Source organism: Acinetobacter sp. CY81, assembly GCF_059515925.1.
Window position 1 is genome coordinate 21,863 of the sequence record NZ_JCAKNC010000015.1, and the last position, 25,250, is coordinate 47,112.

Sequence of the window (25,250 nt, forward strand, 5' to 3'; positions counted from 1 at the left end):
GTTTATTTTCATTATTCATTTAGAAAACATGCTTAACGCTATGCAATTTTATGACGTGCAATATTCGCTCCAAGTACCAATGCGCGCATGATTCGCTCTGTCGCATCCGTGAGTAAACTTTCACCTGATGATAATGCTTCAGATAACGTCATCGGAACTGGGACAATAGATCCCATTGCTTCGATCCCGATATCGTAGACTTGCTCAGCACCCGCCCCTAAAGTCCCTGCTAAAGCAATCACTGGAACATCGTATTGTGAAGCACGTCTAGCCACTTCAGCAGGAATTTTTCCTCTTGGTGTTTGATAATCAATTGCTCCTTCAGCAGTAATCACCAAATCACAGTGTTGCAATGCAGCATCGAGATCAAATCCAAGCAAATTGGTATCCATAAAGATTTCAAAACGTGATGCTAAATTGGCACCAATCGCTGCCATAGCAGCACCTAAGCCACCTGAAGCTCCTGTACCACTTCCACATGCAAAATCAAAAGCTTTATCATCATGAAGACTAAACTTGGTCAAAATGTTTGCCCAATGCTCTAAACCTAAGGATAGTTCTTCTACTTGTTCAGAGCTCGCACCTTTTTGAGGACCAAATACCTTAGCAACGCCCTGCTGTCCTGTGAGAACATTAAACATATTTAAAGCTAATGTAATTTTTACTTCTTTGTTTAAAATTGCTGGGTGCAAGTTGGAAAAATCAATCCGCTCAATGTTCTTTAATGATTCTCCACCGAAAGGAACTTGATGTCCATTTTGATCGAGAACCTGTGCCCCGAGTGCTTGTAATGCACCTATTCCCCCATCACAAATACCTGAATCACCACAGCCGACAATGATCTCTTTGGCTCCACGTTTTATTGCACCAATGATTAACTCACCTACGCCATAGCTGGTCGTTTTCATTGGATTTCGTGCATTGGAGGGAACAAGTTTTAATCCTGCTGCGGTGGCAATTTCAACGACGGCAGTCGAGGAATAATCTCCCCCTAACATCGCAAAGTGAGCATTCACTTTATGACCAATAGGCCCTGTCACCATTTTATTGACTAGGTATCCACCTGTGACACTCGATAGAATCAAAGCGGTATCTTCACCACCATCGGGTATCGCAGATGCTTGAATTTGACAGTATGGAAGCACCCTTTTTACACCATTTCTAATGCATTGTGCGACTTGAATTGCACCTATAGATTCTTTAAAACCACTCGGCAAAATTAAAATTCTTTGCGGTAAATGTGTTTTCATTTCTGATACTCCCTAACTAATCTTCTAATATTTCCAAGCCCATAAATGGCCAAACAACAAAGCTAAATATGCATAGCAAAACAAACAACAATGGTGCTAAATACATGCTTAGCTTAAGAAGATCTTGTGGAGAAAATATGGTGATTCCGTCTACTTTATTAAACATCGCCAGCGGTTTAGCTGAGGAGGTTAATGTATGACAAAAACCTGCAGCTGCAGTTGAAATAAAAGCGGTTGTAGAGGGTGAGACTCCAAATTCAGAAGCGGATGCAATCACTATGGGAATGAGTACAGCAGACCTAGCTGAACGGGACTGAATAAATAAATGAGACAACAGTGAAATTAAAATAATAATAACAATAAAAGTAACACTTAAATACGCACTATTTTTATCAAGATGATTAAACACATGACCAGATACCCACTCCATTGCTTGAGTCTGTATTAGTGCAACACCCATCCCCAAAGTCGCCGCCATAAACAACAGCAGAGACCATGGAACAGTTTTAATTGCCGCGGAAAATTTTACAGCGCCAACACGAGGCATGGTCATAAGTAAAGCACCGAATAGTGCAACCAAGGCGGTAGAAATTCCATGCCACGTTTCGGTAAACCATAACATCAGCACGAAACCAAAAATCAATAGGCAATTTCTTTGCTGGTTTCTTTGCTGGTTTTCTTGCTGATTACTGTGAGTATGGGATAAAGCTTGTGATGAATCAGGAATAGCCTGAGGCAGTATATTAATTTTTATATTACGATCTGAATGTGTGGTAAACACTCGTAAAATCAGTTCCGTGCATAGAAGACTTGAAACAACAGCAAATGGAAATCCGAATAAAAACCATTGCAAGAAAGAAAAAGTAGCATGATTCGCTTGTGACAAAATTTGGTTGGTAATCAGATGAGCGCCAGCTCCCAGATAAGAACCTACAGCGGACAATAAAATGACTGAAGGGAATAATAATCCTAAACCAATGACTAATCTCGGATAGTTTTTTAATACAAGCGCAAGCCCTAAAAATATAGGTAAGGAAAATGCTGCGCGCCCAGACGTTGCTGGAATCACGAATGCTGAGAGAATAAGTAAAGTACTAGAATAATAAAAAAGTTGTCGAGGTGTATGTGCAAACTGCACAATTCGACCTGCAAATTTAGCTGTAAGTCCTGACTGAGTTAAGCCCGCGGTTAAAATAAATGCTGCGATGAGTAACCAAATTAAATCTTGCCCTAAGGACTGATAAATAATTGCCTCGTCAATTACGCCCATGAAAACCAGCGAAATCACAGCAAGCAGTGCAATATAAGTATCATCCACTTTAGAAAATACCCACAACCAGATTGCAGTAAAGAAGATACTCAGCGTGATCACACCATCCGCATTTAGACTAATATTTTGCTGATAAAAGTTGAACCAAATTAATGACTGAATAAGAAGAAAAACTATCCAAAATGATAAATGAACTTTATTGTCTGATAAAAATCTCATGCTTAAAATCTACAAAATGAAAGAACCGAATTATTCAAAAAAGTTAAATCTTTATTAAATTAAAATTAAAGATCAATAATTAACCCGCATTCATATTATGATTGCATGAAACTATTATGAAAAATTACAGAAAAAAACATTTTTCAAATGGGTAAAAACCAAACCCTGAAAAAAAGAATAGATTGTGAATGATTCTAAGTTTTCCATCTCATTAAACGCTCTTGAGTTTTTATCGCTTTACTTTGCATTTAAAGTGAGCATTTTCTGAATGATTTGCAACATCCAATAGAAGTCTATATATGAAAACTAAGCCCTTGCTGTCCTGCCCCCATACACAATGCATGGGCATGTATTGAATTTTATAGAATGATTTTTTTGATTGGCGATGTAATAAAGATATTGATGATAGCAACCTATGTCACAAAAATAGAAAAGTATCTTTGCTAATACTTATCAATCTTTAAGATTAATTCGGTAACTTGATAGATAAAACAATCAAAATTGAATGATTTGTTTAATTAGAATCTCTACCTATTTTTCAATTTCATAGCGAAGTTATACACATTCTACTTCACAGTAAATACGTAGTTAAACTTCAAAATATTAACTATGAAATAATATTTAAAAGTTTAAATATCAAACAACATATTTTTCTATTATTGAGACATTCTTCTCTTTATTTTCAAAGATCTTTCTAAAGTAAAAAAGAATCCAACTGGATTCTTTTTATACATTTATTGTCTAAATCTTGATCTCTTTAGTATCAATCGCTTAGTAATTCGCCTAGATATCCACCCTGTTATCAACATAGATACTCACAGTGTTAACCACAAACTTATCCACAATACGATCAATACTTAAACACAATTCTTATAGACTGACAGTACCAATTTTCGCTAATTCAGCACGCATTTCATCAATCACAGCTTTATAATCAGGTTTCCCGAAAATTGCTGAACCTGCAACAAACATATCCGCCCCTGCTTCCGCGATTTCACGAATATTGGCAGGTGTCACACCACCATCTACTTCTAAACGAATATCGCGACCTGAAGCATCAATCAACTTACGCGCTTCGCGAAGTTTATCTAAAGTCATTGGAATAAATTTTTGACCGCCAAAACCTGGGTTTACGCTCATCAATAAAACTTGGTCAACTTTATCCATAACATAATCAAGATAATGCAATGGTGTTGCTGGGTTAAACACTAAACCTGCTTTAGCCCCCCCCGATTTGATCAATTGCAATGAACGGTCGATATGATCCGAGGCTTCAGGGTGGAATGTGATGATATCTGCACCTGCTTCTAAGAAGTCGCCAATCATGCGATCAACAGGCTTAACCATCAAATGCACATCAATCGGCGCTTGAATACCATATTTTTTCAATGCTTTACATACACCAGCACCAAAAGTCAGGTTAGGTACATAATGATTATCCATAACATCAAAATGCACGACATCTGCACCAGCCGCTAAAACATTCTCAACCTCTTCACCTAAACGCGCAAAATCAGCAGATAAAATTGAAGGAGCAATAAGATATGGCTTGGACATGGGAGAACCTGGCTCAAAAAATTAGTTAATAATGAATTATACCAAACTAATCCGACTGAATAATTTCGATTCTCTATCGTTTTTCAAATAAAGCTGATTCATTTAGCCATTTATCAAACTCACTTATAAAATTCAACACAGCGTTCTATGAATGAAACTTTAGAATGAATTAATCAATGATATGATAATGAGAATTATTCAATAATATGGTTTAAGCCTAATGAAAAGTTCCACTAATATTCCGACTCATGAAGCTCATAGAATTGCAAAACGATTACTGAATCATTGGAAGCATAAATTTGAAGTTAATGAATCTCAAGATCAGCAAGAACACACTATTTTTTCAATCTTCATGCCTGAAGCTACGGTCAAATTAAACGCTTTTACAGATGCTTTAAAAGTAGACATTATCACTGAACGTGAAGATTATATGATGCTTGAAAATGTGGTGATTGATCATTTAAACCGTATGGCGCAACAACAATTTGATGTTGAGTGGCAACATTCAAATGAAAATATTTAAAACTGTAGAATATTAAAATTTAGTTTTAACACACTTTAATCGCTGTTTATTGATAAACAATTGAAGATAAAAGTTGCCGATTCATCTCCATAAGTAATGTAATGCTCGTTCTAATGCACATGGAGATGATGATTGAGGTGAATAAAAGCCTATCTAAAAGGAAATTTATTGAAGATTTGTTTGGTGTTTAGCTTCGAAATCTCGAACAGTTTTCACTCGTTCAGCTGTCGCAGGATGGCTTGAAAGCGCATCTAAAACAGATGGAAACTGACTCGATTTTTCATCTTGAGAAACGTCTTCACCCGCTTCTTCACTCATTCGTTGAAGTAAATTGGCAAAGTGCCCTGTTTCAATATTCTTATCATTCATCAAATACAAAGCATAAATATCCGACTCACGTTCGAACTCACGAGAATATCCCGCTCCTACAACCGCAATCGGCAATGTTGCAACTAAATCAGAGCTATCCCCTGTAATTGCAACATAGAGAATGCTAAAACCTAAACTGGAGATCGCTTGTTGCAAGCTATGTCGTTTTAATAAATGCGCCTGTTCATGTGCTAAGACACCAATGATCTCTTGATCACTGTGCGCCATTTCAACCAACTCATCTGTCAGAATAATAGTGTTGTTCGGCAATGCTAATGCATTCGCTCCCAAGTCCTCACCTTTTCTAAACTTGAGATGTGCAGGCTGATTGCCTGCAACAATTTTAAGATAATCAGATTTGATTTTTTCTTGTCGTTCAGCTGATAATTTGGTCGGCTTAGTATAACCATTCACATACTCTTCAGCCTGACTTCCGATACGTGACAAGGTATTTTCAGGTAACTGAAAAGCGATCATTTTCGCCGCTGAAGGAATACCCCACTTAATCACAGAGAAACCAAGGACAAGAATAAACACCACACTAAATAAAATCAGCGATGGCGTTCTTTCTAGTTTCCACACTTTAGAGTGAAAACTAGTGTGATCAACAGGAATCCAATCTGGAACTTCACGACTTTGTAATTCGATTCGTGCATCATTTTCCAACTCAATCACAGGATTACGTTGTCCAATTGAACCAATAAAATTCATCTGGTCTTCATGATAACGATGACTTTTTTCAACAACATCATGGTAGCGCACCACAACAGACTCTTGATCAAATGGATGTAAAGTCGCGTGGTGAGGTTTAGAAACAACGCCATCATAATAAATAATCGGAATAGATTTCATCGTTATTATCCAGACTTAGAGTGAAATATCGAGATCAAAAATATCGCTAATTTCTTCTGCAATCGCATTATGATCTTGCTGCGCGATGTTCATCATTAAATTAGGATCGTCCTGAAGATGCAAACTCATATTTTCAATTTGGTAGCGATATAAACGAATAGCAGCCCAAGCAGACATTAATCCAATACTGAGAATTTTGACAATCCAGTTACTCGCTACGATCCAAGCATAGCGCCATTGATTACAATCCGTTTTAAATTGACTACTGCTTAAACTGGTGTTGTTCCAAGTGGTAATAAATAGACGTGCTTGCATGAGTGGTCCTAGAAACAGTAACCCGCCTAGATAAATAATAAAAACCAGATACAACATATACGAGCCTAGCAATAAATCTTGCATAGGAACGGCAAAGGCAAATAAGATCCCGCAGACCAATAACACGCCCATAAACATTAAAATAGGAATATAAATTGCCGCCATATAGCTTGGCCAATCCGCATTTAACTTGAACTTCAGCTGTCCTGCATAAAGATGATTTAGGGTATAACGCTTATACAGCCAAATTGCGACAGGCGTGAAAATACCCAAAGTAAAAATTACGATCAGCGCGGCAAAAAAGAACTGCTTATAGGCTTCTTTATTGGTGCCTTCAAAATAGAATCGACTGTTGCCAAACTTACTATTTCTAGACGTAAATCGAATCGTTGCTCTTACAAGCCACGGCAGAGCCAAGTAAATAAATAAACCACCAAAAGCTGCAATAGTCATTTCCATGTAGCTGGCTAAAGCAAACAATCCCCAAATACTGAGTGCGATAATTCGACCAATCAGGATTTTCGTCGGTACACCTGTAAAATCAAAAAAGCGATGAAAAAATTCGGTGTTGTTATAAAAATAACGTAAGCGTCTTACTTTGGCCCATGGTGCATACAAGCTCAGTGTCGCAATCGTCAGTAAAATATTTACAATCCAAATGCCAAAATACTCCATAGCATTGCCATGGAATCTAAAACGAAACTCGCGCCCCATATATACAGGACGATGTTCACTTTCATTGGTTGGCGAAAATGGTGAATCAATTTCAGAAAAATTGGATGGAATCGGTGGAAGATCAGAATGTTGATGCTGCATTATTATTCTCAATTTATATTTGGAAAATACATTTAAACATGACGAAATTCGTCAAAAAAAGTAAACACTGAATGTATATTTTTTACACTACATATTTAAAGCTAAAAAAGTAGATATTGAAAGCCTCAATATCTACTTTTATATATTAATTTTGCAATTGAAGTGCATGAAATTGCAGATGATCATCCATGAAACTTTGAATAAAGAAGTACCCATGATCATAGCCAGCATGTTCTCGCAGGCTTAATTTTTGCCCCACAGATTCACACACTTGATTCATTTTTGCAGGATTTAACTGGCTATAGAATTGATCTTCTAAGCCTTGGTCAATCAAAACCTCTGGAAATAATGCACCTTTCGCAAGTACCAATTCGGTCGCATCATGTGCCTTCCATTGCGCTTGATCATCACCTAAGTAATGACTAAACGCTTTTTGTCCCCAAGGGCAATCAATTGGTGTACAAATCGGTGCAAATGCTGACACGGATTTAAATTTGTCAGGATACTTCCACGCTAAAGTGAGCGCACCGTGCCCCCCCATACTGTGCCCAAATATTCCAATCGCATCCGTTTGAATTGGAAATTCTTTTAACACCAATGGATACAACTCATTTATCAGATAACGTTCCATTTGAAAGTGCTGCTGCCACGGCACTTGGGTTGCATTGATATAAAAGCCTGCACCTTGCCCGATATCCCAGCTATCGCCTTGCTCAACATCATCACCTCGTGGTGATGTATCTGGAGATATAAGAATTAAGCCCAACTGTGCCGCTAAGCGTTGCGCATGTGCTTTTATCACAAATGTTTCTTCGGTACAGGTCAATCCCGCCAAATAATACACCGCTGGACATGATTGACCCGCTAAAGCTTGGGGAGGCAAAAAAATAGAAAACTTGGAATTACCTTTCAAACATTCAGATTCAAGCTGATAAGTCCGTTGTTCACCTTCAAAACATTTATTTTTTTGAATCAGTTGCATAGCATCCCCGCATTAATATCTTAGTGAGTTTGAACTGTTGTTTCAGGCTTGAAGTTCAATTGATTTAAATCATTTTGTTGGATGTTTTGAGCACCTAGCGTCTGTGTATTAGGTAAAGTCTGGGCTTGTGGAAATAAACGCTTTTCAAGCTGAGGTAACATCAATTCCATATTTTTACCAATCACCCACTGTGGCTCAGAAGGCTCAAAACCTTGAGCTTGTTCCCATGTTGCTACAGTTGCCGAAGCCTCATCAAACGCGGCTTTCAGACTGTTTTTTTCACGCATGGCTTGATCAAAGAAAGCACGTCCAAAATAGGTGTAATCGGCTTCATTGGAACAACCGAAAGATGAACGATCTGCTGCTGAGGCGGTAATGATCAAGGTATCTGGAGATTGCAATGCAGGAACAAAACTGCCTGAATAACATGCCGAAATGACAATGACCTTCCAACGAGCTCCAGATTTATCCAAACTCTCTCTTAACCATTTCGGATCGACATCATCCAGATCTATCGGATTATTTTCGATCTCAAACTGATTGGGTAAACCATGCGACGTCATATATAAAAATAGCACATCACTTTCAGGATTCATCTGTGAACCGATACGCTGTAATGCCAATTCCATACTGGTCTTAGATGCGATCGGAAATTCTGTACCTGTTGCAGGATTATTAATCAGTGCAATTGAACGACCAAACGTTCCAAAACGTGCATCAAACTGTTCTTTAATACGTTCGATTTCAAGTTTAAAAACATCTTGATAACTGACACCTGCAACTCCCATGAAATACCAATGGGATTGAGCATATTCACCAAATTGAATTTGATCTAAGGCTTTACTCAGTAACTTGGGTTGGCTATATAACACTTGTTCAGACACGGTAGGTGGTACAGCTTCAACTTTCCAAATTGGTTGGTCTTTCACCGCCATCTGCCAAACCACAAGTGTAAATAATGTAGTGAGCATAATCAGTGCTCGCTCCCACCACGGCCACTTTAACTCACGTGCAAATACCCAAACCACGGCCAAACTTTGCCAAACAAAAAGCACCATAAATAAAATGGGCAAATAATCATAAGTAAAATTCGGCAACCAATCTAGGATACCTAAATACTGAATAAAACTTTGTAGAATAGCGATATGTGTATCGAGAACCAACCAGAGTAGTGCTGGAACCAACATCATTCGTGGATTGTTAATTCGCTGAGAAAGAAAGATACCAACAATCAATGCAATAAATGGCCAAAGCGCGTAACTGACTAAGCCTTGCTTATTAAATTCACCCAGATCACCTGCAATCAACCAGCTAAATAAACTATTGGCAACACCACCTAAAATCCCCCAAAAAATCAGTTGTGGAATTGATGGGCGTACGATTTGTAAAGACTTCCTTGAGCCTAAGAATAACCACATCCCTGCACGTTGGTTACTTTTGAAATCATGCCAAAAATTGATTGAAGGTTTTAGATCTATCATGGATATCTATTATGCAGGTGCCTGTATCAGCATGCTTAGTTTATGCTTGGTTAAAATTTTATCAATGCTATTTCAACTATATAACAGATTTAAGTCTGTTATTTGATCGTTTACCAAACTACTCAGAAACTTTAGTCTTAAAGTAAGCATCAAATCGACACGCATCGCCCTGCCACTGATGATCAGGCTTTTGATCATCTAAAAATACCGCCAACCTTGGGCGCTTAACCACGACTCGCTTCGCCATTTGTTGTGCAAGTTTAAGTAAATTATCACCCAAATCCATTTCACCATCTTCTGGTAATAACATGTGCAGTAATTGCATTTGTTTTTTGACTTGAGCTTGTTTCTTGATTGCATTTTGATTTTGATCACGTTGCGGGAACATCGGATCGAGATAAACCACATCAACTTCGTGCTGCTGTGCAATTTGATGTTCTAAATAATCAGCTGAATCAGAAAAAACTAAGTGAATGCGTGCAACCGTGCTTGCCAATACAGGATCATTTTCAACTTGGCTTTTGGTCGATTCCAATAATGTAAATAAAATCGGGTGACGCTCCACTAAGGTTACTTCTGCGCCTAGATATGCCATTAATAAACTGTCATGTCCCAATCCAGCTGTTGCGTCAATCAGCTTGGGCTTTTCAGCTAAATTGCAGGCGCGTGCGATCATTTCAGATTTTAAACTTGCACGTTTTAAACGCCCTACTTCTGCTTGCCAATCAGGTTGCATTTTCATGCCATTGGCACATAACCACAGTCCATCTTGATCAACACAGAGTGCTAACTCAGGATTGAGTCGAAAAAAACGTGCATTGAGTTTTTCAACAACTTCTAAATTAACAGACACCCCACGAGAAGAAAGCACAGCAGAAAACTGCTGTGCTTTCTCTTGAAAGTCTTGTTCTACAAATAAGCGCATTTCGCTTACCATAACTTCCAACCTGTATATGCAAACAATAAAATAACCAAACCAGAAACGATGCGATACCATGCAAAAATAATAAAATCACGCTTCGCAACATACGCGACTAAAACGCGAATCAGAATCAATGCTGAAACAAATGACACCACTAAGCCGGTTGTTAAAACCGCCCAATCTTGACTCGTTTCAAACACATCATAACTTTGATATAAATCAAGTAGACCTGCACCAATAATCACAGGAATACCCAAAAAGAACGAAAACTCTGTCGCAGCTTTACGTGAAACACCTAAATACATTGCACCGATAATGGTAGCACCAGAGCGCGAAGTTCCTGGAATCAAAGACAGGACTTGGATTAAACCCACCCAGATCATGTCTTTATAAGTCATATTTTCAACTTCTTCGGCTTTAACAACAGGTGGATTCTTTTCAATCCAGATAATGATCAAACCACCAACGATTAAACCAATCGCAATCGCAACATCATTAAATAAAAATGCTTTAACGGTTTGACCAAAAGTTAACCCCACCAAAACGATAGGAATCGATGCCAAGATCAAGCCAATGCCCAATCTTTTGCCCTGCTCTTCACCTGTAAACATACCAGTCGCAGCGCCCCAAAGACGAGACCAATATTCATAAATTACTGCTGCAATCGCGCCCATTTGAATCGCAATAACAAAAACATCGCTCTTGTCCTTGGTCCAGAAGTTCATTAACTCGGATGCAAGAATCAAGTGACCTGTACTTGAGATGGGTAAAAACTCGGTTATACCTTCAACAATACCCATAATCGCCGCTTTCAGCAGCAGTAAAATATCCATAGATACCCTTTTTTATCACTTATTTGATTTTAACTTTTCTTCATCATCATTGGATCAATGAGCTTGGCTCATATTAAACAAACCAAATTATTGTTTCTTTTGATCCGCAATCTTTTTCCATGCATCATCTCGTAAATACACTGGCAAAGCCAGTTCAGCACTGACCCAATTTTCTTTCAGCGCATGTTGTCTTGCAATCGTTGCAATATCTTCTGCCGATGCTGCAATACTTTTATATTCAGTCGCTTGTGCATCCACTAATGTCGCACCAGAACCGATGAGCGTATATTGTTGATATTGTTCTGCATCGCTGTAGCTTAAAAGCTTTTCTTCATCTTCCGCTTGCATGATCTGTTGATCGTCCAATTTAAAACTGGCGATATACACTTCTTGCATACGTGCATCAATTACGGCGGTGACTTGATTCAATCCTTGCTCACGATAGGCAGCTTGTGCAAGAGCCTGCAAAGTTGATACAGGAATAACAGGCAAATCATTTGACCATGCCAAAGCCTGCGTCACAGCAGCATTAATTCGCACACCGCTAAATGAACCCGGTCCGCGGCTGAATGCAATTGCGGTCAAATCAGACACAGAAATTTGAGTTGTTTTAAAACCTTGCTCAATCATTGGGAGAATGGTTTGAGTCTGAGCTTTGGCACGAGCATCATGCTGAAAAAATAATGTTTGGCTATCATCTATTAACGAAACCGAACACTGCTCATTTGCAGTTTCTAGTGCAAGCAATTTCATGCATGAACCTATACATCGTTAAAATGACGCTATGATACTCCACTCATTTTGTTCAAGCGAGTGATTCTATTCGACGAAATGCTGATATTTACACTTCTCATTCACTTAGAAATAAAAAGTAATCAGCATTTTCCACAAACGATATTTATAAATATTTCAAACCCTCTGAAAAAATTTAGCTTAAATAAGATTTATCTGCGATGAGATTAAAACTCAAATTTTTCGAGATGAATAAAATTTTTATAATGTGCTGCATAATGCAATGCACTCATCTTAAGTTTGGTTTCTGCAAACTCATCTAAACTCTTCACGACTTTCCCAGGAGACCCCATCACCAAAGAATTATCAGGAATTACTTTCCCTTCGGGAATAAGTGCATTGGCTCCAATGATACAATTCTTACCAATCACTGCCTTATTCAGTACCACAGCATTGATACCAATCAGAGAGTTATCTCCGATGGTGCAACCGTGCAACATCGCCTGATGTCCAATCGTCACGTATTCACCAATATTGAGTTCAATCCCATGATCAGTATGCAGTACGGCATTTTCTTGGACATTACTAAAATCACCGATTTTAATTTTACAATTATCTGCTCTAACTACCGCACCAAACCAAATACTCACCTGTTGTCCAAGTTCGACTTGACCAATCACCGTTGCATTCTCAGCAACCCATCCATCCCACGGTTCATACATGGCTTTTGGTGACATTCCTTGAAAGGTGTACATCATTTTCTTTTTTCCTTATGATGATTTTAAATAGGCTCTCGCCGCTTTATCCATTTAGCTTATTATTCGTTTTTTGATATTTAAACGTTAATTTCAAATATCTTACTTTGGCTTAAAAAGTGATGATTTAAAGTTTGGCGAATTCAATAAAAACGGCCAACTCTTTTTGTAATCCAATCCATATTGAAATAACGAAATCAAAATACGAGCGGTAAGCCCCCACACGATTTCATTTTCAATTCTTAAACTTGGGAAATAGATCGATTGTTTAGCCAAACGTACTTCATAAGGCATCGGATTGGCATACATCATATCTTTGAGTGAGGCAAAAAAGATCCGATCAATTTCACTCGGTTGTGCTGTTAAATTAACGGTAGGCGGAATCAGTCCAACTACAGGTTTAACTAAAATACCTGTCTTTGAACGCTCCATCGGAAGATCCCCCAACAAGGTCACATCGAATGGATTAAGTGCTGTTTCTTCCCATGCCTCACGTAAAGCTACGACAATATTACTGGTATCGTTCGGATCACGTTTTCCACCTGGAAAAGATACTTCTCCAGCATGATTATTCATGTAAATCGAACGGCGAGTCAGCAAAATTTTAGGATCATCTTCGTTGGTAATCGCGATAAGTACAGCTGCATGTGCATCTTGCACACGTTTTGCAAAACGTAGTCGTTGTTGTAGAAGTTGCGTTAAAGGTTGATCCGTCATTCTCAATAACTCAAATCTCTTTTTTGTTGTTTTAACATCATATATGAAATTTTATACACAAGGCTATAAATGATGCGTAACTCATTTTTTTAAGCTATGCTGAGTTATCTCATCATTTCAATGAAGCTTATGCGTTTCTGTACTGCCTGCGGACAACCTACCCAAGAAGAAATCCCTTTAGGCGATCACAAAGTTCGACAAGTCTGTACGCAATGTAAAACGATTCACTATGTTAATCCTAAAGTGATTTGTGGTGCTTTGGCCATTTGGGAAGATAAAGTGTTGCTTTGCCGACGTGCAATCGAACCACGTTATGGTCTATGGACACTTCCAGCAGGCTACATGGAATTGTTTGAAACCATGGAACAAGGTGCTGCTCGTGAAACACGAGAAGAAGCAGAGGCAGAAGTTGAGATTGAACAACTTTATTGTATGTACAATATCCCTCGTATCGGTCAGATTTACGTATTATTCAAATCCAAATTAATCGAAGGTCAATTTGGCGCTGGTGATGAAACCATTGAAAGTAAACTATTTGAAGAACACGAAATTCCATGGGATGATTTAGCATTCCCAAGCGTTGAACGTACACTTAAGCATTATTTTGAAGATCGTAAAACCAATACATTTCCAAATCATCTTGAAACATTGGGTACACGATTGGATCATACAGGTTAATACTCGTTCAAATAAAAAATCCCTCATTTGAGGGATTTTTTATTTGAACAGAAAGTTAAAACTCATAGATTAAGAACAGTTTAGCTTTTCAATTGCTGTAATTTTACCTGAATTTAATTTAGCTAAATTCAATTGGTCAGAAGTAAGCGTAGTATTGTTCTTACCTGCATTATAAATAGCTTGGGCAGATGCAAACATATTTAACCAAGATGCTTGCGTCGACCCTTGGGTAAAATCTGTAATCGTAAAATTACCGTTACTAGATTTAGGTAAATTGATCTTAACACCTGAACTATAAGCCATATTCTGAGTTGTAAGACCGCTAGTATTCTGTAAATCTGTATTCAATCCAATAATTGCACCATCAAGTGCTCCAAACACTTTATTTGCAAGAATCATTCGAACAGTTATAGAGTTATCGTCTGGATTAGAAGTTCCCAATGTACCAATGCGATATTGCGGAACTGGGTTATTTGGACAACTTGGGGCTATATTGTTCTTTTCTAACTTAGCATTGCTAGCAAGATTAGTTTTTATATTTCCATTTTTATCAATCACAATACCCAATATGATTTTATCATTTTTCAAATCTACATGATCAAATCCAAATGTTAGATTTAAATATAATGGAAATTTATATTGAGCATTATCTTGAAAAACACGCCCATCAAGATAAGTTAATGGTGATACCTTTGAAATATCAATCGATCCGCTATAGTTTCTCGTTCCATTTTTTTGGATCCAAGCTCCATATACACTATCACTAGGATCATGCGTTGTATTAGTCACGCCGTTATAAACAAATTTATTTCCAGGGATTGTTAACTGGTTAAATAACTGGCCTTTATTAATATCTAGTGAATCTGAAGTAGTTGTTGCGCTATAAAATTTTAAAGGATTAGTAATCTTATTCGTTAAAGGATCAATCCAATCTTTAACACTTAAATCACTTTCATTCAAATTCGTGTCTAGCTTATTCGGTGAAACTTGTGTAAGTAACTGAAGGCGTCCAAAACCTTCTTTATCTGTTGGTGTACCTACCCATTGAATAGTGTAGCCCAAAGAATAGCCATTTCTATCAGTAATCGCATATAGGTTAGCGACGGTTTTTATATCCGAATTTGATGTATCCTTACCATTGAAACCTTCTAATGACCCTTGTGGGGTAGGAAAAGCAAAAAAGTTAGCTACATAGGTTCCTGCATTTTTAATATTCAACAATTGAGTCGCTACAACAATCGCATCTGACTCATTAGCGTCGATACTTCGCCAAACTGCGAGATCAGAAATATACGTACCATCGATAAAGTCTGCTACAGTGACATTAGCAGCTAATTTATCCAAATCTTTTTTAATTTTTACGGCTTGGGATGATGAACCTGAATTTTTCAAGAAATCATCTAATTTAACAAGTTGAATATCTGTTTTAGTCGTGGCAGTACCTTCATCTTTACTGATATCTTGTAATATGGTGATAAGTCCTAATAAAACCTTATAAGTATTATCTGTACTACTTTGACTGGTTATACTCTTTCCTGTCATGCCTTTTGCAATATCCATCAAACTAATTTGAACTGCATGAGGACTTACTTTATTAGGCATTAACTCACTAAGATTAACAGCTCCTAGCTCTATTCGTTTATTGGTATCAACACCATTAATATAAAATTGTACGCTATCACCAATTCTACAACCGCCTGTAGATACATTCGTTTCAAACTTGGTTGCAAAATGGTTATTTTTATCCGAGCTACAGTCAAAATTTAAACCATCTACAGGATATGCTACAACGAAAGGCTGGCATTGTGAGCTATTCCAATTACAACCATTGGAGGCAACACTAAATCCTGCATTTGGATCTTCATTGATCGTTGCACTCTCACCGCCACATGCAGACAAAGCCAAACACATTGCCGACAATGAAAATGGAATTATTGTTTTTAATTTTAAATTATTTATCATTTTTATTACTCTTCTAAACTATCGTAAAACACTGAGTTTTATTTGGCCTTTATTGGTTAATTGAACATTTTGAACATCTACTGCTTCTGACAATGGCGTCATAAATAAATACATAGCATCTGCTGGTTTCTTCAGCACGCCTTCTAAAGCTGAATAGCTTACAGAAGTCGAATTAATATTTTCATTTTTAAATCCGCTCACTCCTTCAATCACACATCCTTGCTGATCTAAAAATACAACCAAAGGCCAATAATAACTTGGGGATTTTTGTGAAGATGCGTAAGACGTAAAATGAATATTCTCTACTGGACTATCTAATTTAATTACTTCATAAACAAATTTTTCTTTTATTGGAGGAACTGGCCAAATACCCATTTCATTCTTATCGAAACTTAATAATTTAGCCTTGTTAAGCTTTTTACCTTGAAAACAAGTTTGTTCTAATGATTGTACAACTTCACTCTTAGGCAAGCGGTAGTAGGTTGAAGCCAATACAACAGGTTCAATTTTTGAAGATGAATTTTTAGAAAATTTAGAAAAAATTGATTTAGATATCCCTTTCTCCCGTTCAACAGTTTCAAAACGTCTAGTACCTCCGACGCTTGAGTCAGGCATGATATAAAAACGTTTCTTACCTTCCAAGTTAAATTCACGATCTTCTAAATATTCGTTATCAACGTATTCAATCCCATCAATTATTGTAATCTTAGAGCTTGTCCCTTGATCTCGAACTTTTTCAGCATCTTTATTTATTGACGGAGATGATAATTTTATTGAATTTTCTTTTTTAGAATTCATTTCAGATTGCTTATCTTTCGTCTCCTGTTGAGTCGTATGATTCAGCTGATGATCTGCAATTTTCATAGATTCTTTAACATCAGTAGTTGTATTCGTTTTTTCTTGATTCACCTTGTCCGTATTAACTTGAGAATAAGTGGTGGATTCTTTCGGTGTTAATAAAGCAGGATTAGATAGTATTTGTGATTTAGATACGTTTTTACTTTCTAATTTTTGAGCACTATTTGTTGGATTTTTTTCTTCAGCATTTTCTTTACCTTCAATTACCTTAACCTGCTTATCTTGGTCAACAATAGAATAAGCTTGATCAGTTTTCTTCGTACGAGGTGATTCTTTTTGGGTTGATTTAGTTTCTTTTTGCTGAACAATCATAGGACGACCATCTGGACCAATGATCGTATAAAAATCTGCAGCATAAACCTGAACAATTCCAAAGCTTAGGCAGACAAATGAACAATATGCAAAAATCCTTTTTCTTTTATCCATTACCATCTCGTTCTATAGTTCAAGCCTAAAATGGTGACTTTTGTATTGGTTGATACATTGAGTCCTGCATAAGGGTTATAGAGTAAATTATTAATACTCGTATCATTTGCAAGCGAACTCGAACCAGCAGGAATATTGTCACGGCTTCTTAGAAAAGCAATCGACAAATCTATATCAGTATCTTCATCAAAACGATATCCAACACCCAAACCAAACAATTGTGCGTTATTGATCGGGACCATGGTATTACGCTTATCGTTTGGAATAGCACTGGTTCGAGGTTCATATCCAGCTCGAAGCTTTAATCGATCATTGGCTGAATACTCAAAGCCTATGCCCCAGTTCCAAGATGACTGGAAGCCTAACGGAAAAGAAAGACTCTTATCTGTTACATCTGCTGATAAAAGTTTAGCAATTTTTAAAGCATTAATTTGACGATCAAATTCGAACTTAAACTTGTCCCATGCTGCGAAATCAGTCCAACCAACGTCGAAATTGACTTGTAAATCGGGCAAAATTTTATATTTAATCCCTGCTTGAAAATGCGCGGGATATTCTAAATCCATGGATAATAAGCCCGACTCGCTTGGACCTATATAACTTGGAAAGCCTAAAATAGCAGCAAGAATTTGACCTGTAGCTGAAGAGTTTAAACCTTTAATTAACTCACGTGGCGCATTGGCATTTTGAATATTGTATTTGCCTTTTAAACGCATTTTTGCCGAGCTTTGGTAAACCAATCCTAATCCGAACTCGTCAGTAGGCTCCCATAAAACACCCAAGTTATAGCTCGGGCTCAAGCTTTGCTCAAGCGCTACTTCCATTTTACCAAAACTACTAAATGGGTTCATGGCTTCATCAGCATTACACATACCAAAAAGCATTAAGTCAGTAATAATATTTGAATTTTGACGAAATGGCGCACAAACAGATTCATCGACCATTCGCAAAACACCAATGAGCTCATTCGGCATTCGTAAATCAGTTTTTAGTGCAATGGCTTGATATGACATCCCCACACCACCACCGATTGAAAGCTCATCATTAACTTCATAGGCAATAGTCGGTGATAAATAGGTAATCCGCTCCATGGCCACTTGCTGACCCATGTAGTTCCCTGGATTACCATCTTCTGAACCAAATCCTGCAACCATCGGTGCATAAACCGAAGTTGCATAGGTCAGCTTAGAACCTGGAGGATTATAGGAAATACCTGCAGTAGGCGCAGCGACAGGGAAGCCCTCTCCCAGATCAACCACCTTCTTCAGTATCGGAATATACAAACTTGCATATTCCACATCACCACTTACAGTTCCTTTAAAATCTGTACACAAGCTTGACGGATTGTCTGGTGAATCATTACAAACCAAAGGATCATCAGAGAAGCCAAAAACCTCATATCCACCTGGAGCAGAGAACTCACGCTGAACATCAAAGTTTGCAATCAACCCTTGAACATCAGTCTGTAAACCCTTGAGCTTAGTTAAAGCTGCAGGGTTAAAATGCACAGCACTAATACCAGGAGGATCTGCTGTAACAGCATTCCCCATAGATAGTGAGCGAACGTCGACTGATAAGTTTTGCCCAAGTTGAGCAAAAACTTGTGTGCTACATCCCGTTAGTACAATTGCGGCAACTAATGGATGTATACGATGGTATTTCATACCGCAACTCCATTAATTCGCTTTTTTCTTTGCAAAACCTAAAATATCGAGTGGGAATGACAAACCTAGAGATACATCTGGAGCATCTTCAGTAAGACCAATACCTAGTGTTCCATTAACAATCGTTTCGGGATTTACACGAACACCCAGAGCAATCGCAAATACTGAACTGGTTTGATCTGCTGCTTTGTATTTTTCACCCGTGTTATAGGTAAAGGATGTATTGGTATTGAAAGACTGTTGATATGACATTGTGAGAGAAACGTCATAGTTAAACGAGTATGCAAAACCAAAAGAAAAACCACCGGTAATACCAGGTTCAAATGTATCTAAAATTCGATTTGTACCTGTTAATCCTTCACCCTGACCATTACCACCACCACGAATTTGATTTAGACCTGATTCTTTAAAACCGTAGTTCGCAGATACTGAGGCAAATAATACAACTGGATCGATATATTTACGTGTACTTGCCCCCACCCCTACAGAGTAATAACCTTTACCTGTAGAGAGATCTGTTTCTGGATTAATTTCGTAAGGACTGTCACCTGTTTTAGTAGAAACACTACCAAATAAAATGAGAGGTAAACGACCGGCCTTTAGTGGGAAGGGTTCCCACCGAGCACCTAAGTTAATATCCCCAAGCCCTGCCGTCGTTGCATCTTTAAGATTATCGGACTTCGCTACCAAAGGTACTGAGGCACTCAGAGTCAGGTTATCTAGAACACCGTACTGCGCTGTAAATGTATTGGTAATGGTATGACTTGCATCTTCATCAACACGCAGTTGATACAGCTGACCTTCATCCATCGAGGCATTGATCTGAGAATCTCGATAATATGAATAATCAAGGTCATAAAAAGTCGTGATTTCACCCTTCTTAATCAGTGAGTATTGACGTTCATTTGAAGTAAATACTTCTTGTAAGTTGGTTTCTTGTGTTGCATCACCTTCTTTTTGTTGTAATGCATTGGCTGCCTGCCCTTCGCCTTGAGGTTTTAAAGAAGGGGTTTCATCTTTATTAATCGAAGCTTCAGCTTGCTTAGGCGATACTGGTTGCACTACTTGATTAGATTCATCGCTTGCAGTTTCATCAGTCGGGCTCACTTCAGTGCTACTACTTACCGATTCACGTATTGCGTCAGTATTTGCTACTGCTTCGGTAACTTCCGTTGAGCTCAGTTCTTCAGCAGCGCTTGCTGTAGTATCCTCAACGTTGACGTCTGTAACGATGGTTTCAGCTGCATAAGCCCCACCAATAACCACATTAATACTAACTGCTAAAAGTGTTTTTCTCATCCATTGATTATTCATTTGGTCCTACCCATTATTATTTGAATTATTTTTAGATTCCTACTTACGTTTATAATAGAGTCGCATAAACGTTGTAATTGGCTGATTGTACGTAGGTGAATTAGGATCACGGTCAATTACTTTACGCATAGTCGATGCTTTATCCGCAATACGATTCATATAATCTGTTGAAAACTGTGCATCTACTAAGGCATAGCGGTTGATTGTGGCATCTTCAACGTGCCTCATATCCGAGTCTTGTAGTGCCAAAAGATTTTGTTGTTGTTCTGTAGGAACGTTAATTAAGAATAAAGTATTGTTTTCCCAAATTTGTTTAAAACGTTCTTGATCGAAACTAATATTACCCAATGCAGGATCTGCAACATATACACGACCATCTTTAAAAGCCTTATATACAACAAAATGCTTAAATCCTGCATAGTGAATAGGAATGATCGCAGGCTGTTTCTGTTTAATCAGATCGTCAAATTCACCCTTATAACCACCGCTTTCATACCCTAAAGCCGTCACAAAGCGTTTCATATCGAGTAAAGAAAAACTACGTCGCTCAACGATTCGTTCATATTCGCCAAAACGCAATAATCCTTCCATCGTTTGTTGCTCAGTCAGCTTTAGTCCAGCATGTCCATTTAGAACAGTCGTTAATGCAGCTGACCCACAACTATAATCATAAGCTTGACGTACAATTCCTCTAAATTGATCTTCTAACGCTGGCTTAATCATGACTGGTTCACGATGGTATCTACCGAATGATTTTTCTCTAGGATCGGCAATTTCAGAATAATAGACTGCTTCAGCAGGTTTCTCTTTTATATCGAGTGCATGGCTGGCAAAGTAGTACATAATTACCGAGCCTAAAGTAATTTCTATCATATTTTTTTACTTTTCTAGTTTAGGCAATCATTGCCAATGTTTAGCGTTGTATTTCTTTAACATTTAAAAGCATTTTTTATTATTTGATAAGATACCGTTTTTTCTAGAAAAATACAGTAATTTAAATCCATTTATTGATCTTTTTGAAAAAAAAACGCGTGATCAACACGCGTTTTTTGACTTAATCTATCTTAGTGACCAGTAATAGTAATGGTAGAACCACCCATATTTAAGCCTTTAATCTCAACATCACCAATTGAAGCAACATCTTTAGAACCTAAATGAATACCAGTGATATAAGCACTCATATTCTGAGCAGCAGGTTTAATAGCTAGACCAGTAGGTGTTACGCTAATTTTAGCATCAGCAGATAAAGAAGTTTTACCCGTAGTCACTAATTGGATATCGCCTAAGTGAATTGTACCGCCGCCTGCATTATCTTTAATACCTAAATTAGACAACTGCAAACCACCGGCAATTTCAGACTTAAGATCGATCATTGCGCCTTGAGGTGTAGCACCTAGTTGGATGTTTGCACCTACTGAGCCCAGTGTTAACGTTAAACCTGTCAAAATTTCGTTCGTACTACCTTCAACAACACCACGAACTACACCATTTTTAGCACCAGCTTTAGCAACGCCAATTGAACCAATTTCAGCTTTTAATCCAGTGATTGCTGCGGCAACGTTAATAAATGCACCATTCGCACCTGTACCAGCGTCAGAGTCAATCACAAGATCCAATAAATTTGTATTCGGATCAGTTTGCGTGATTTTTACACCTGGACCAGTACCATTACCCACTACAATCGTACCTGCTAAACCCGTACCGCCATTGGTACCAGCAGCCAAACCGTCATTATCATGGATATAAAGTTGATCAACTGTAATTTCACCACCATCAAGTTTAATACCAATATTGATACCATCCTGACCAGTCGTAGAACTAAGAGAAGCATCATCCATTGCTTGCATAGCCATAGCATTTGCACTAACAGCGATAGATGAAACCAAAGCAAGTTTAGTAAATAATTTCATTTGTACTCTCCCAAGAGCATTTTTTTTCATTTTTAACCACTCTCCGCGCTTCGACTGTTTTTTGTTTTTTGTACAGCTGAAACTTCTATCCTTGAGCAGTCCGATTTGCATTATTAAATTAACCTTATGCTATCTTATGTTCAACCACTCTTTTTAAAATATGACCCATTCCCGATAAACGGCGATTATGTGATTTGGTAGTAACTTTATGGTAGCATCTCCCGAGATAATGCAAAACATCTCACACTCTCTAAGCTCTTATTTATTTTCAAAAAACTTAAGAATAGACCATTATTCTAAAGCACAAATTTTAGAAAAATTAAGTCCATTATTGGGTCTGGTTTACCTAGAAAATGATTCAAATCCTGTGATTGCTTTTTTACCTCATCAATATTTGTTGATGAGTGAGTCGGAATTAACGTGTTTCAAACGAGATGAACTTCACTATTATCATAAAAATTCAACGATCAATTCGATTCAACATTTTGTTCAATTTCGTCAAGCTGAAACCATTCAATCATCAAACCTATTTCAAGGTGGGTACATTGGATTTGTAGATTATAACCATGCTGCTGAACAATCAGTGAAAAGTGAAGTAAAGTCTCAACCTCAATTTTATCTTGGTCAATATGACAGTTTTATTCGATATGAAAATTCATCATGGATTTTTGTTAGTCACGAGATAAATGCCGAATCAATTTTTGAGCTCATAATAGACTTACTTCACTCTAGTACAAAAACAGATCATCAAGTATTTCAAATGCTCACACCATGTGAAGCACGTTGGTCAAAAACAGAATATCAGACCGCCTTTCAAAAAATTCAAGACTATATTTTGGCAGGCGACTGCTATCAAATTAATTTAACTCAAGAATTTCGAGCGCAAGCAAAAGGCTTATTGATTGAAACAGCAGAACAATTTTGGGCATTAACCAACGCGCCCTATTCTGGTTATTTAAAATTAGATGATTTTGAAGTACTGAGTTGTTCTCCTGAGCTGTTTATTGATTTTAAGCCGAATCGCGAAATCATTACTAAACCCATCAAAGGCACAATGCCTCGCTGTGCAGATCCAGTGCTAGATCAAATATCCAAGCAAAAACTGATCGACTCAAAAAAAGATCAAGCTGAAAATGTGATGATCGTGGATTTACTCAGAAATGACTTAAGTGTGTATGCAGAGATTGGCTCTGTTAAAACTACAAAACTTTTTGATATTGAATCATTTAATCAAGTTCATCATATGGTCAGTGAGGTTCGTGCGACATTAAAAGAAGAAGCACATCCATTTGAGGTTCTCATGTCTGCCTTACCAGGTGGATCAATCACAGGTGCACCCAAAATCAGAGCCATGCAAATCATTCAAGAACTAGAAGGTTCACCTAGAGGTGCGTATTGTGGCTCAATGGGTTATTTTAATTATGATGGAACAGGTTCTTGGAATATTTTGATTCGTACCATTCAAAAACAAGCTGACAATGTTTCAATCTGGGCAGGTGGTGGAATTACAATTTCCTCTGAGTGTGAAGCTGAATACCAAGAATGCTTTGATAAAGTTTCGGCACTATTAGATTTAATCAACACCTATTATGCATCTAACTCCCAATAGCATTGATACTTTATCAGTGTAATAAAAAAGCGAATCTCTTGATTCGCTTTTTTATAATTAACTCAAAATCACAATTTAGGAGTTAGTGGTTTGAGATACCCTAACTATCAGTATTTTAGACTCTAAATTAAGCTAAAATTGAATTTTTTAAGGTATCAACCAAACGCTGGTTTTGCTCATCAGTACCAATTGTGATTCTTAAAAATTGATTAATACGTGGCTTATTGAAATAGCGCACAATAATCCCATGTTCACGTAATTGAGCGGCTAATTCACCTGCATCTTTATTTAGCAATGAAGCAAAAATAAAATTTGCACTCGACGGTAATACTTTAAAACCAATTTCAGTCAGTTGAGCCACTAACTTTTCACGACTAGCAATCACCTTATTATTTTGTGCTTCAAAATAAGCCTGATCTTCAAATGAAGCTACGGCAGCGGCTATCGCAAAACGATCAATTGGATATGAGTTAAAGCTGTTTTTCACCGCTTCTAAGGCTGCAATCAAATGTGGTTGTGCGATTGCAAAGCCAACACGTAGCCCTGCTAAAGAACGTGATTTTGACGTTGTTTGACACACGACTAAATTGTCGTATTTTTCAACCAATGACACCGCTGATTCTGCACCAAAATCAACATAAGCCTCATCAATCACCACAACTGAATCTGGATTCGCTTGAAGTACTTCCTCAATCGCAGATAATCCTAATGCAATACTGGTTGGCGCATTCGGATTGGTAATAATAATTCCGCCATTTGGTTGCTTATAATCCGCAACATTAATTTCAAAATCATCATTCAATGGAATAATTTTAGTCTTCGTTACTAGACCAAAAAATTGGCTGTAAACAGGATAGAAACTATAGGTAATATCTGGATAAAGAATCGGCTTATCTTGTACAAAAAATGCTTTAAAGATATGTGCTAATACTTCATCTGATCCATTTCCAACAAAGACATTTTCCACAGGAACATGCTGTTGTTTTGCAATGGCTTGTTTTAATTCAGTCGCATCTGGATCTGGATATAAACGTAATACATCTGCTGAATTTTCCAAAACCGCTTGCACCGCTGCTACAACTTTAGGTGACGGCGGATATGGATTTTCATTGGTATTCAATTTTAAAATATTTTGAATTTTTGGTTGTTCGCCTGGTGTATACGGGTCTAATTCTCGTACTTCAGGACTCCAAAAACGCATCTGTTCAGTGCTAATATTCATTTTATTATCTCGAA

At 37.5% G+C, this 25,250-nt stretch carries 22 protein-coding genes; 3 read left to right on the forward strand and 19 right to left on the reverse strand.

All coding sequences use genetic code 11. The features are described 5' to 3' along the window. Window positions 1-38: 38 nt before the first annotated feature. The 3 genes from AC5YDM_RS13830 to rpe form a co-directional block, all read right to left on the reverse strand. The gene (locus AC5YDM_RS13830) at window positions 39-1,250 is read right to left on the reverse strand and encodes a glycerate kinase family protein (protein WP_496152657.1); all 1,212 of its coding nucleotides are present in this window, start codon (window positions 1,248-1,250) and stop codon (window positions 39-41) included. Window positions 1,251-1,266: 16 nt separating this feature from the next. Further along, complete coding sequence (locus AC5YDM_RS13835) at window positions 1,267-2,739, reverse strand: SLC13 family permease (protein WP_496152658.1); 1,473 nt, start codon at window positions 2,737-2,739, stop codon at window positions 1,267-1,269. Window positions 2,740-3,609: 870 nt separating this feature from the next. Beyond that, entirely contained in the window at window positions 3,610-4,296 is a 687-nt protein-coding gene (gene rpe / locus AC5YDM_RS13840; protein WP_496152660.1) for a ribulose-phosphate 3-epimerase, read from the reverse strand. Window positions 4,297-4,516: 220 nt separating this feature from the next. Here rpe and AC5YDM_RS13845 point away from each other — a divergent pair, with 220 nt between their 5' ends. Beyond that, entirely contained in the window at window positions 4,517-4,819 is a 303-nt protein-coding gene (locus tag AC5YDM_RS13845) for a DUF2218 domain-containing protein (protein WP_496152661.1), read from the forward strand. Window positions 4,820-4,984: 165 nt separating this feature from the next. On the opposite strand, the gene AC5YDM_RS13850 is transcribed toward AC5YDM_RS13845, so the two are convergent. The 9 genes from AC5YDM_RS13850 to AC5YDM_RS13890 form a co-directional block, all read right to left on the reverse strand. Next, a complete protein-coding gene (locus AC5YDM_RS13850) occupies window positions 4,985-6,040 on the reverse strand; it encodes a M48 family metallopeptidase (protein ID WP_496152663.1) in 1,056 nt (351 codons plus the stop codon). A gap of 15 nt (window positions 6,041-6,055) precedes the next feature. Next, window positions 6,056-7,069: a YjgN family protein gene (locus AC5YDM_RS13855; protein ID WP_496152692.1), complete on the reverse strand. Its 1,014-nt coding sequence runs from the start codon at window positions 7,067-7,069 to the stop codon at window positions 6,056-6,058. A gap of 247 nt (window positions 7,070-7,316) precedes the next feature. Beyond that, window positions 7,317-8,153: an S-formylglutathione hydrolase gene (gene fghA, locus AC5YDM_RS13860; protein ID WP_496152664.1), complete on the reverse strand. Its 837-nt coding sequence runs from the start codon at window positions 8,151-8,153 to the stop codon at window positions 7,317-7,319. A gap of 20 nt (window positions 8,154-8,173) precedes the next feature. Then, on the reverse strand, window positions 8,174-9,634 hold the full coding sequence (locus AC5YDM_RS13865) for a C13 family peptidase (RefSeq protein ID WP_496152665.1): 1,461 nt from the start codon (window positions 9,632-9,634) through the stop codon (window positions 8,174-8,176). Between the two features lie 118 nt (window positions 9,635-9,752). Continuing rightward, window positions 9,753-10,571 carry a class I SAM-dependent methyltransferase gene (locus AC5YDM_RS13870; RefSeq protein WP_496152666.1) on the reverse strand — a complete coding sequence of 273 codons (819 nt, stop codon included), beginning with the start codon at window positions 10,569-10,571 and terminating at the stop codon, window positions 9,753-9,755. Further along, window positions 10,565-11,389: an undecaprenyl-diphosphate phosphatase gene (locus AC5YDM_RS13875; RefSeq protein WP_496152667.1), complete on the reverse strand. Its 825-nt coding sequence runs from the start codon at window positions 11,387-11,389 to the stop codon at window positions 10,565-10,567. Before AC5YDM_RS13875 ends, AC5YDM_RS13870 begins: the two co-directional genes overlap by 7 nt. A gap of 87 nt (window positions 11,390-11,476) precedes the next feature. Continuing rightward, on the reverse strand, window positions 11,477-12,142 hold the full coding sequence (gene tsaB / locus AC5YDM_RS13880) for a tRNA (adenosine(37)-N6)-threonylcarbamoyltransferase complex dimerization subunit type 1 TsaB (RefSeq protein WP_496152668.1): 666 nt from the start codon (window positions 12,140-12,142) through the stop codon (window positions 11,477-11,479). A 206-nt stretch (window positions 12,143-12,348) separates the two neighbouring features. Then, on the reverse strand, window positions 12,349-12,879 hold the full coding sequence (locus AC5YDM_RS13885) for a gamma carbonic anhydrase family protein (RefSeq protein ID WP_496152669.1): 531 nt from the start codon (window positions 12,877-12,879) through the stop codon (window positions 12,349-12,351). A gap of 99 nt (window positions 12,880-12,978) precedes the next feature. After that, the gene (locus tag AC5YDM_RS13890) at window positions 12,979-13,593 is read right to left on the reverse strand and encodes a CoA pyrophosphatase (protein WP_496152670.1); all 615 of its coding nucleotides are present in this window, start codon (window positions 13,591-13,593) and stop codon (window positions 12,979-12,981) included. A 129-nt stretch (window positions 13,594-13,722) separates the two neighbouring features. Between AC5YDM_RS13890 and AC5YDM_RS13895 the strand changes: the two genes are divergently transcribed. Next, window positions 13,723-14,271 carry an NUDIX hydrolase gene (locus AC5YDM_RS13895; protein ID WP_496152671.1) on the forward strand — a complete coding sequence of 183 codons (549 nt, stop codon included), beginning with the start codon at window positions 13,723-13,725 and terminating at the stop codon, window positions 14,269-14,271. Between the two features lie 69 nt (window positions 14,272-14,340). Here the strand turns inward: AC5YDM_RS13895 and filF are convergent, their stop codons facing one another. The 6 genes from filF to filA form a co-directional block, all read right to left on the reverse strand. Next, window positions 14,341-16,233: a putative pilus system protein FilF gene (gene filF, locus AC5YDM_RS13900; protein WP_496152672.1), complete on the reverse strand. Its 1,893-nt coding sequence runs from the start codon at window positions 16,231-16,233 to the stop codon at window positions 14,341-14,343. An 18-nt stretch (window positions 16,234-16,251) separates the two neighbouring features. Then, window positions 16,252-17,517, reverse strand: coding sequence for a putative pilus assembly protein FilE (filE, locus tag AC5YDM_RS13905; protein WP_496152673.1), 1,266 nt, complete (start codon window positions 17,515-17,517; stop codon window positions 16,252-16,254). Then, window positions 17,517-19,181, reverse strand: a complete 1,665-nt coding sequence (gene filD / locus AC5YDM_RS13910; RefSeq protein WP_496152674.1) for a putative pilus system OmpP1/FadL family transporter FilD — start codon at window positions 19,179-19,181, stop codon at window positions 17,517-17,519. The genes filE and filD overlap by 1 nt, the downstream gene beginning before the upstream one ends. A gap of 12 nt (window positions 19,182-19,193) precedes the next feature. Next, window positions 19,194-20,495, reverse strand: coding sequence for a putative pilus system protein FilC (gene filC, locus AC5YDM_RS13915; protein ID WP_496152675.1), 1,302 nt, complete (start codon window positions 20,493-20,495; stop codon window positions 19,194-19,196). Window positions 20,496-20,534: 39 nt separating this feature from the next. Further along, window positions 20,535-21,368 carry a putative pilus system C39 family peptidase FilB gene (gene filB / locus AC5YDM_RS13920; protein ID WP_496152676.1) on the reverse strand — a complete coding sequence of 278 codons (834 nt, stop codon included), beginning with the start codon at window positions 21,366-21,368 and terminating at the stop codon, window positions 20,535-20,537. Window positions 21,369-21,559: 191 nt separating this feature from the next. Continuing rightward, the gene (gene filA, locus AC5YDM_RS13925) at window positions 21,560-22,405 is read right to left on the reverse strand and encodes a putative pilus system protein FilA (protein ID WP_496152677.1); all 846 of its coding nucleotides are present in this window, start codon (window positions 22,403-22,405) and stop codon (window positions 21,560-21,562) included. Window positions 22,406-22,634: 229 nt separating this feature from the next. Here filA and AC5YDM_RS13930 point away from each other — a divergent pair, with 229 nt between their 5' ends. Continuing rightward, the gene (locus tag AC5YDM_RS13930; RefSeq protein WP_496152678.1) at window positions 22,635-24,014 is read left to right on the forward strand and encodes an anthranilate synthase component I family protein; all 1,380 of its coding nucleotides are present in this window, start codon (window positions 22,635-22,637) and stop codon (window positions 24,012-24,014) included. A gap of 127 nt (window positions 24,015-24,141) precedes the next feature. Here the strand turns inward: AC5YDM_RS13930 and hisC are convergent, their stop codons facing one another. Continuing rightward, on the reverse strand, window positions 24,142-25,236 hold the full coding sequence (gene hisC / locus AC5YDM_RS13935; RefSeq protein ID WP_496152679.1) for a histidinol-phosphate transaminase: 1,095 nt from the start codon (window positions 25,234-25,236) through the stop codon (window positions 24,142-24,144). Between the last annotated feature and the right edge of the window lie 14 nt (window positions 25,237-25,250).

Bases quoted from the DNA above. Each gene is read 5' to 3' on its own strand.
- AC5YDM_RS13830 (WP_496152657.1), bottom strand. From the start codon at position 1,250: ATGAAAACACATTTACCGCAAAGAATTTTAATTTTGCCGAGTGGTTTT.
- AC5YDM_RS13835 (WP_496152658.1), bottom strand. From the start codon at position 2,739: ATGAGATTTTTATCAGACAATAAAGTTCATTTATCATTTTGGATAGTT.
- rpe (WP_496152660.1), bottom strand. From the start codon at position 4,296: ATGTCCAAGCCATATCTTATTGCTCCTTCAATTTTATCTGCTGATTTT.
- AC5YDM_RS13845 (WP_496152661.1), top strand. From the start codon at position 4,517: ATGAAAAGTTCCACTAATATTCCGACTCATGAAGCTCATAGAATTGCA.
- AC5YDM_RS13850 (WP_496152663.1), bottom strand. From the start codon at position 6,040: ATGAAATCTATTCCGATTATTTATTATGATGGCGTTGTTTCTAAACCT.
- AC5YDM_RS13855 (WP_496152692.1), bottom strand. From the start codon at position 7,069: ATGGGGCGCGAGTTTCGTTTTAGATTCCATGGCAATGCTATGGAGTAT.
- fghA (WP_496152664.1), bottom strand. From the start codon at position 8,153: ATGCAACTGATTCAAAAAAATAAATGTTTTGAAGGTGAACAACGGACT.
- AC5YDM_RS13865 (WP_496152665.1), bottom strand. From the start codon at position 9,634: ATGATAGATCTAAAACCTTCAATCAATTTTTGGCATGATTTCAAAAGT.
- AC5YDM_RS13870 (WP_496152666.1), bottom strand. From the start codon at position 10,571: ATGGTAAGCGAAATGCGCTTATTTGTAGAACAAGACTTTCAAGAGAAA.
- AC5YDM_RS13875 (WP_496152667.1), bottom strand. From the start codon at position 11,389: ATGGATATTTTACTGCTGCTGAAAGCGGCGATTATGGGTATTGTTGAA.
- tsaB (WP_496152668.1), bottom strand. From the start codon at position 12,142: ATGAAATTGCTTGCACTAGAAACTGCAAATGAGCAGTGTTCGGTTTCG.
- AC5YDM_RS13885 (WP_496152669.1), bottom strand. From the start codon at position 12,879: ATGATGTACACCTTTCAAGGAATGTCACCAAAAGCCATGTATGAACCG.
- AC5YDM_RS13890 (WP_496152670.1), bottom strand. From the start codon at position 13,593: ATGACGGATCAACCTTTAACGCAACTTCTACAACAACGACTACGTTTT.
- AC5YDM_RS13895 (WP_496152671.1), top strand. From the start codon at position 13,723: ATGCGTTTCTGTACTGCCTGCGGACAACCTACCCAAGAAGAAATCCCT.
- filF (WP_496152672.1), bottom strand. From the start codon at position 16,233: ATGATAAATAATTTAAAATTAAAAACAATAATTCCATTTTCATTGTCG.
- filE (WP_496152673.1), bottom strand. From the start codon at position 17,517: ATGGATAAAAGAAAAAGGATTTTTGCATATTGTTCATTTGTCTGCCTA.
- filD (WP_496152674.1), bottom strand. From the start codon at position 19,181: ATGAAATACCATCGTATACATCCATTAGTTGCCGCAATTGTACTAACG.
- filC (WP_496152675.1), bottom strand. From the start codon at position 20,495: ATGAATAATCAATGGATGAGAAAAACACTTTTAGCAGTTAGTATTAAT.
- filB (WP_496152676.1), bottom strand. From the start codon at position 21,368: ATGATAGAAATTACTTTAGGCTCGGTAATTATGTACTACTTTGCCAGC.
- filA (WP_496152677.1), bottom strand. From the start codon at position 22,405: ATGAAATTATTTACTAAACTTGCTTTGGTTTCATCTATCGCTGTTAGT.
- AC5YDM_RS13930 (WP_496152678.1), top strand. From the start codon at position 22,635: ATGCAAAACATCTCACACTCTCTAAGCTCTTATTTATTTTCAAAAAAC.
- hisC (WP_496152679.1), bottom strand. From the start codon at position 25,236: ATGAATATTAGCACTGAACAGATGCGTTTTTGGAGTCCTGAAGTACGA.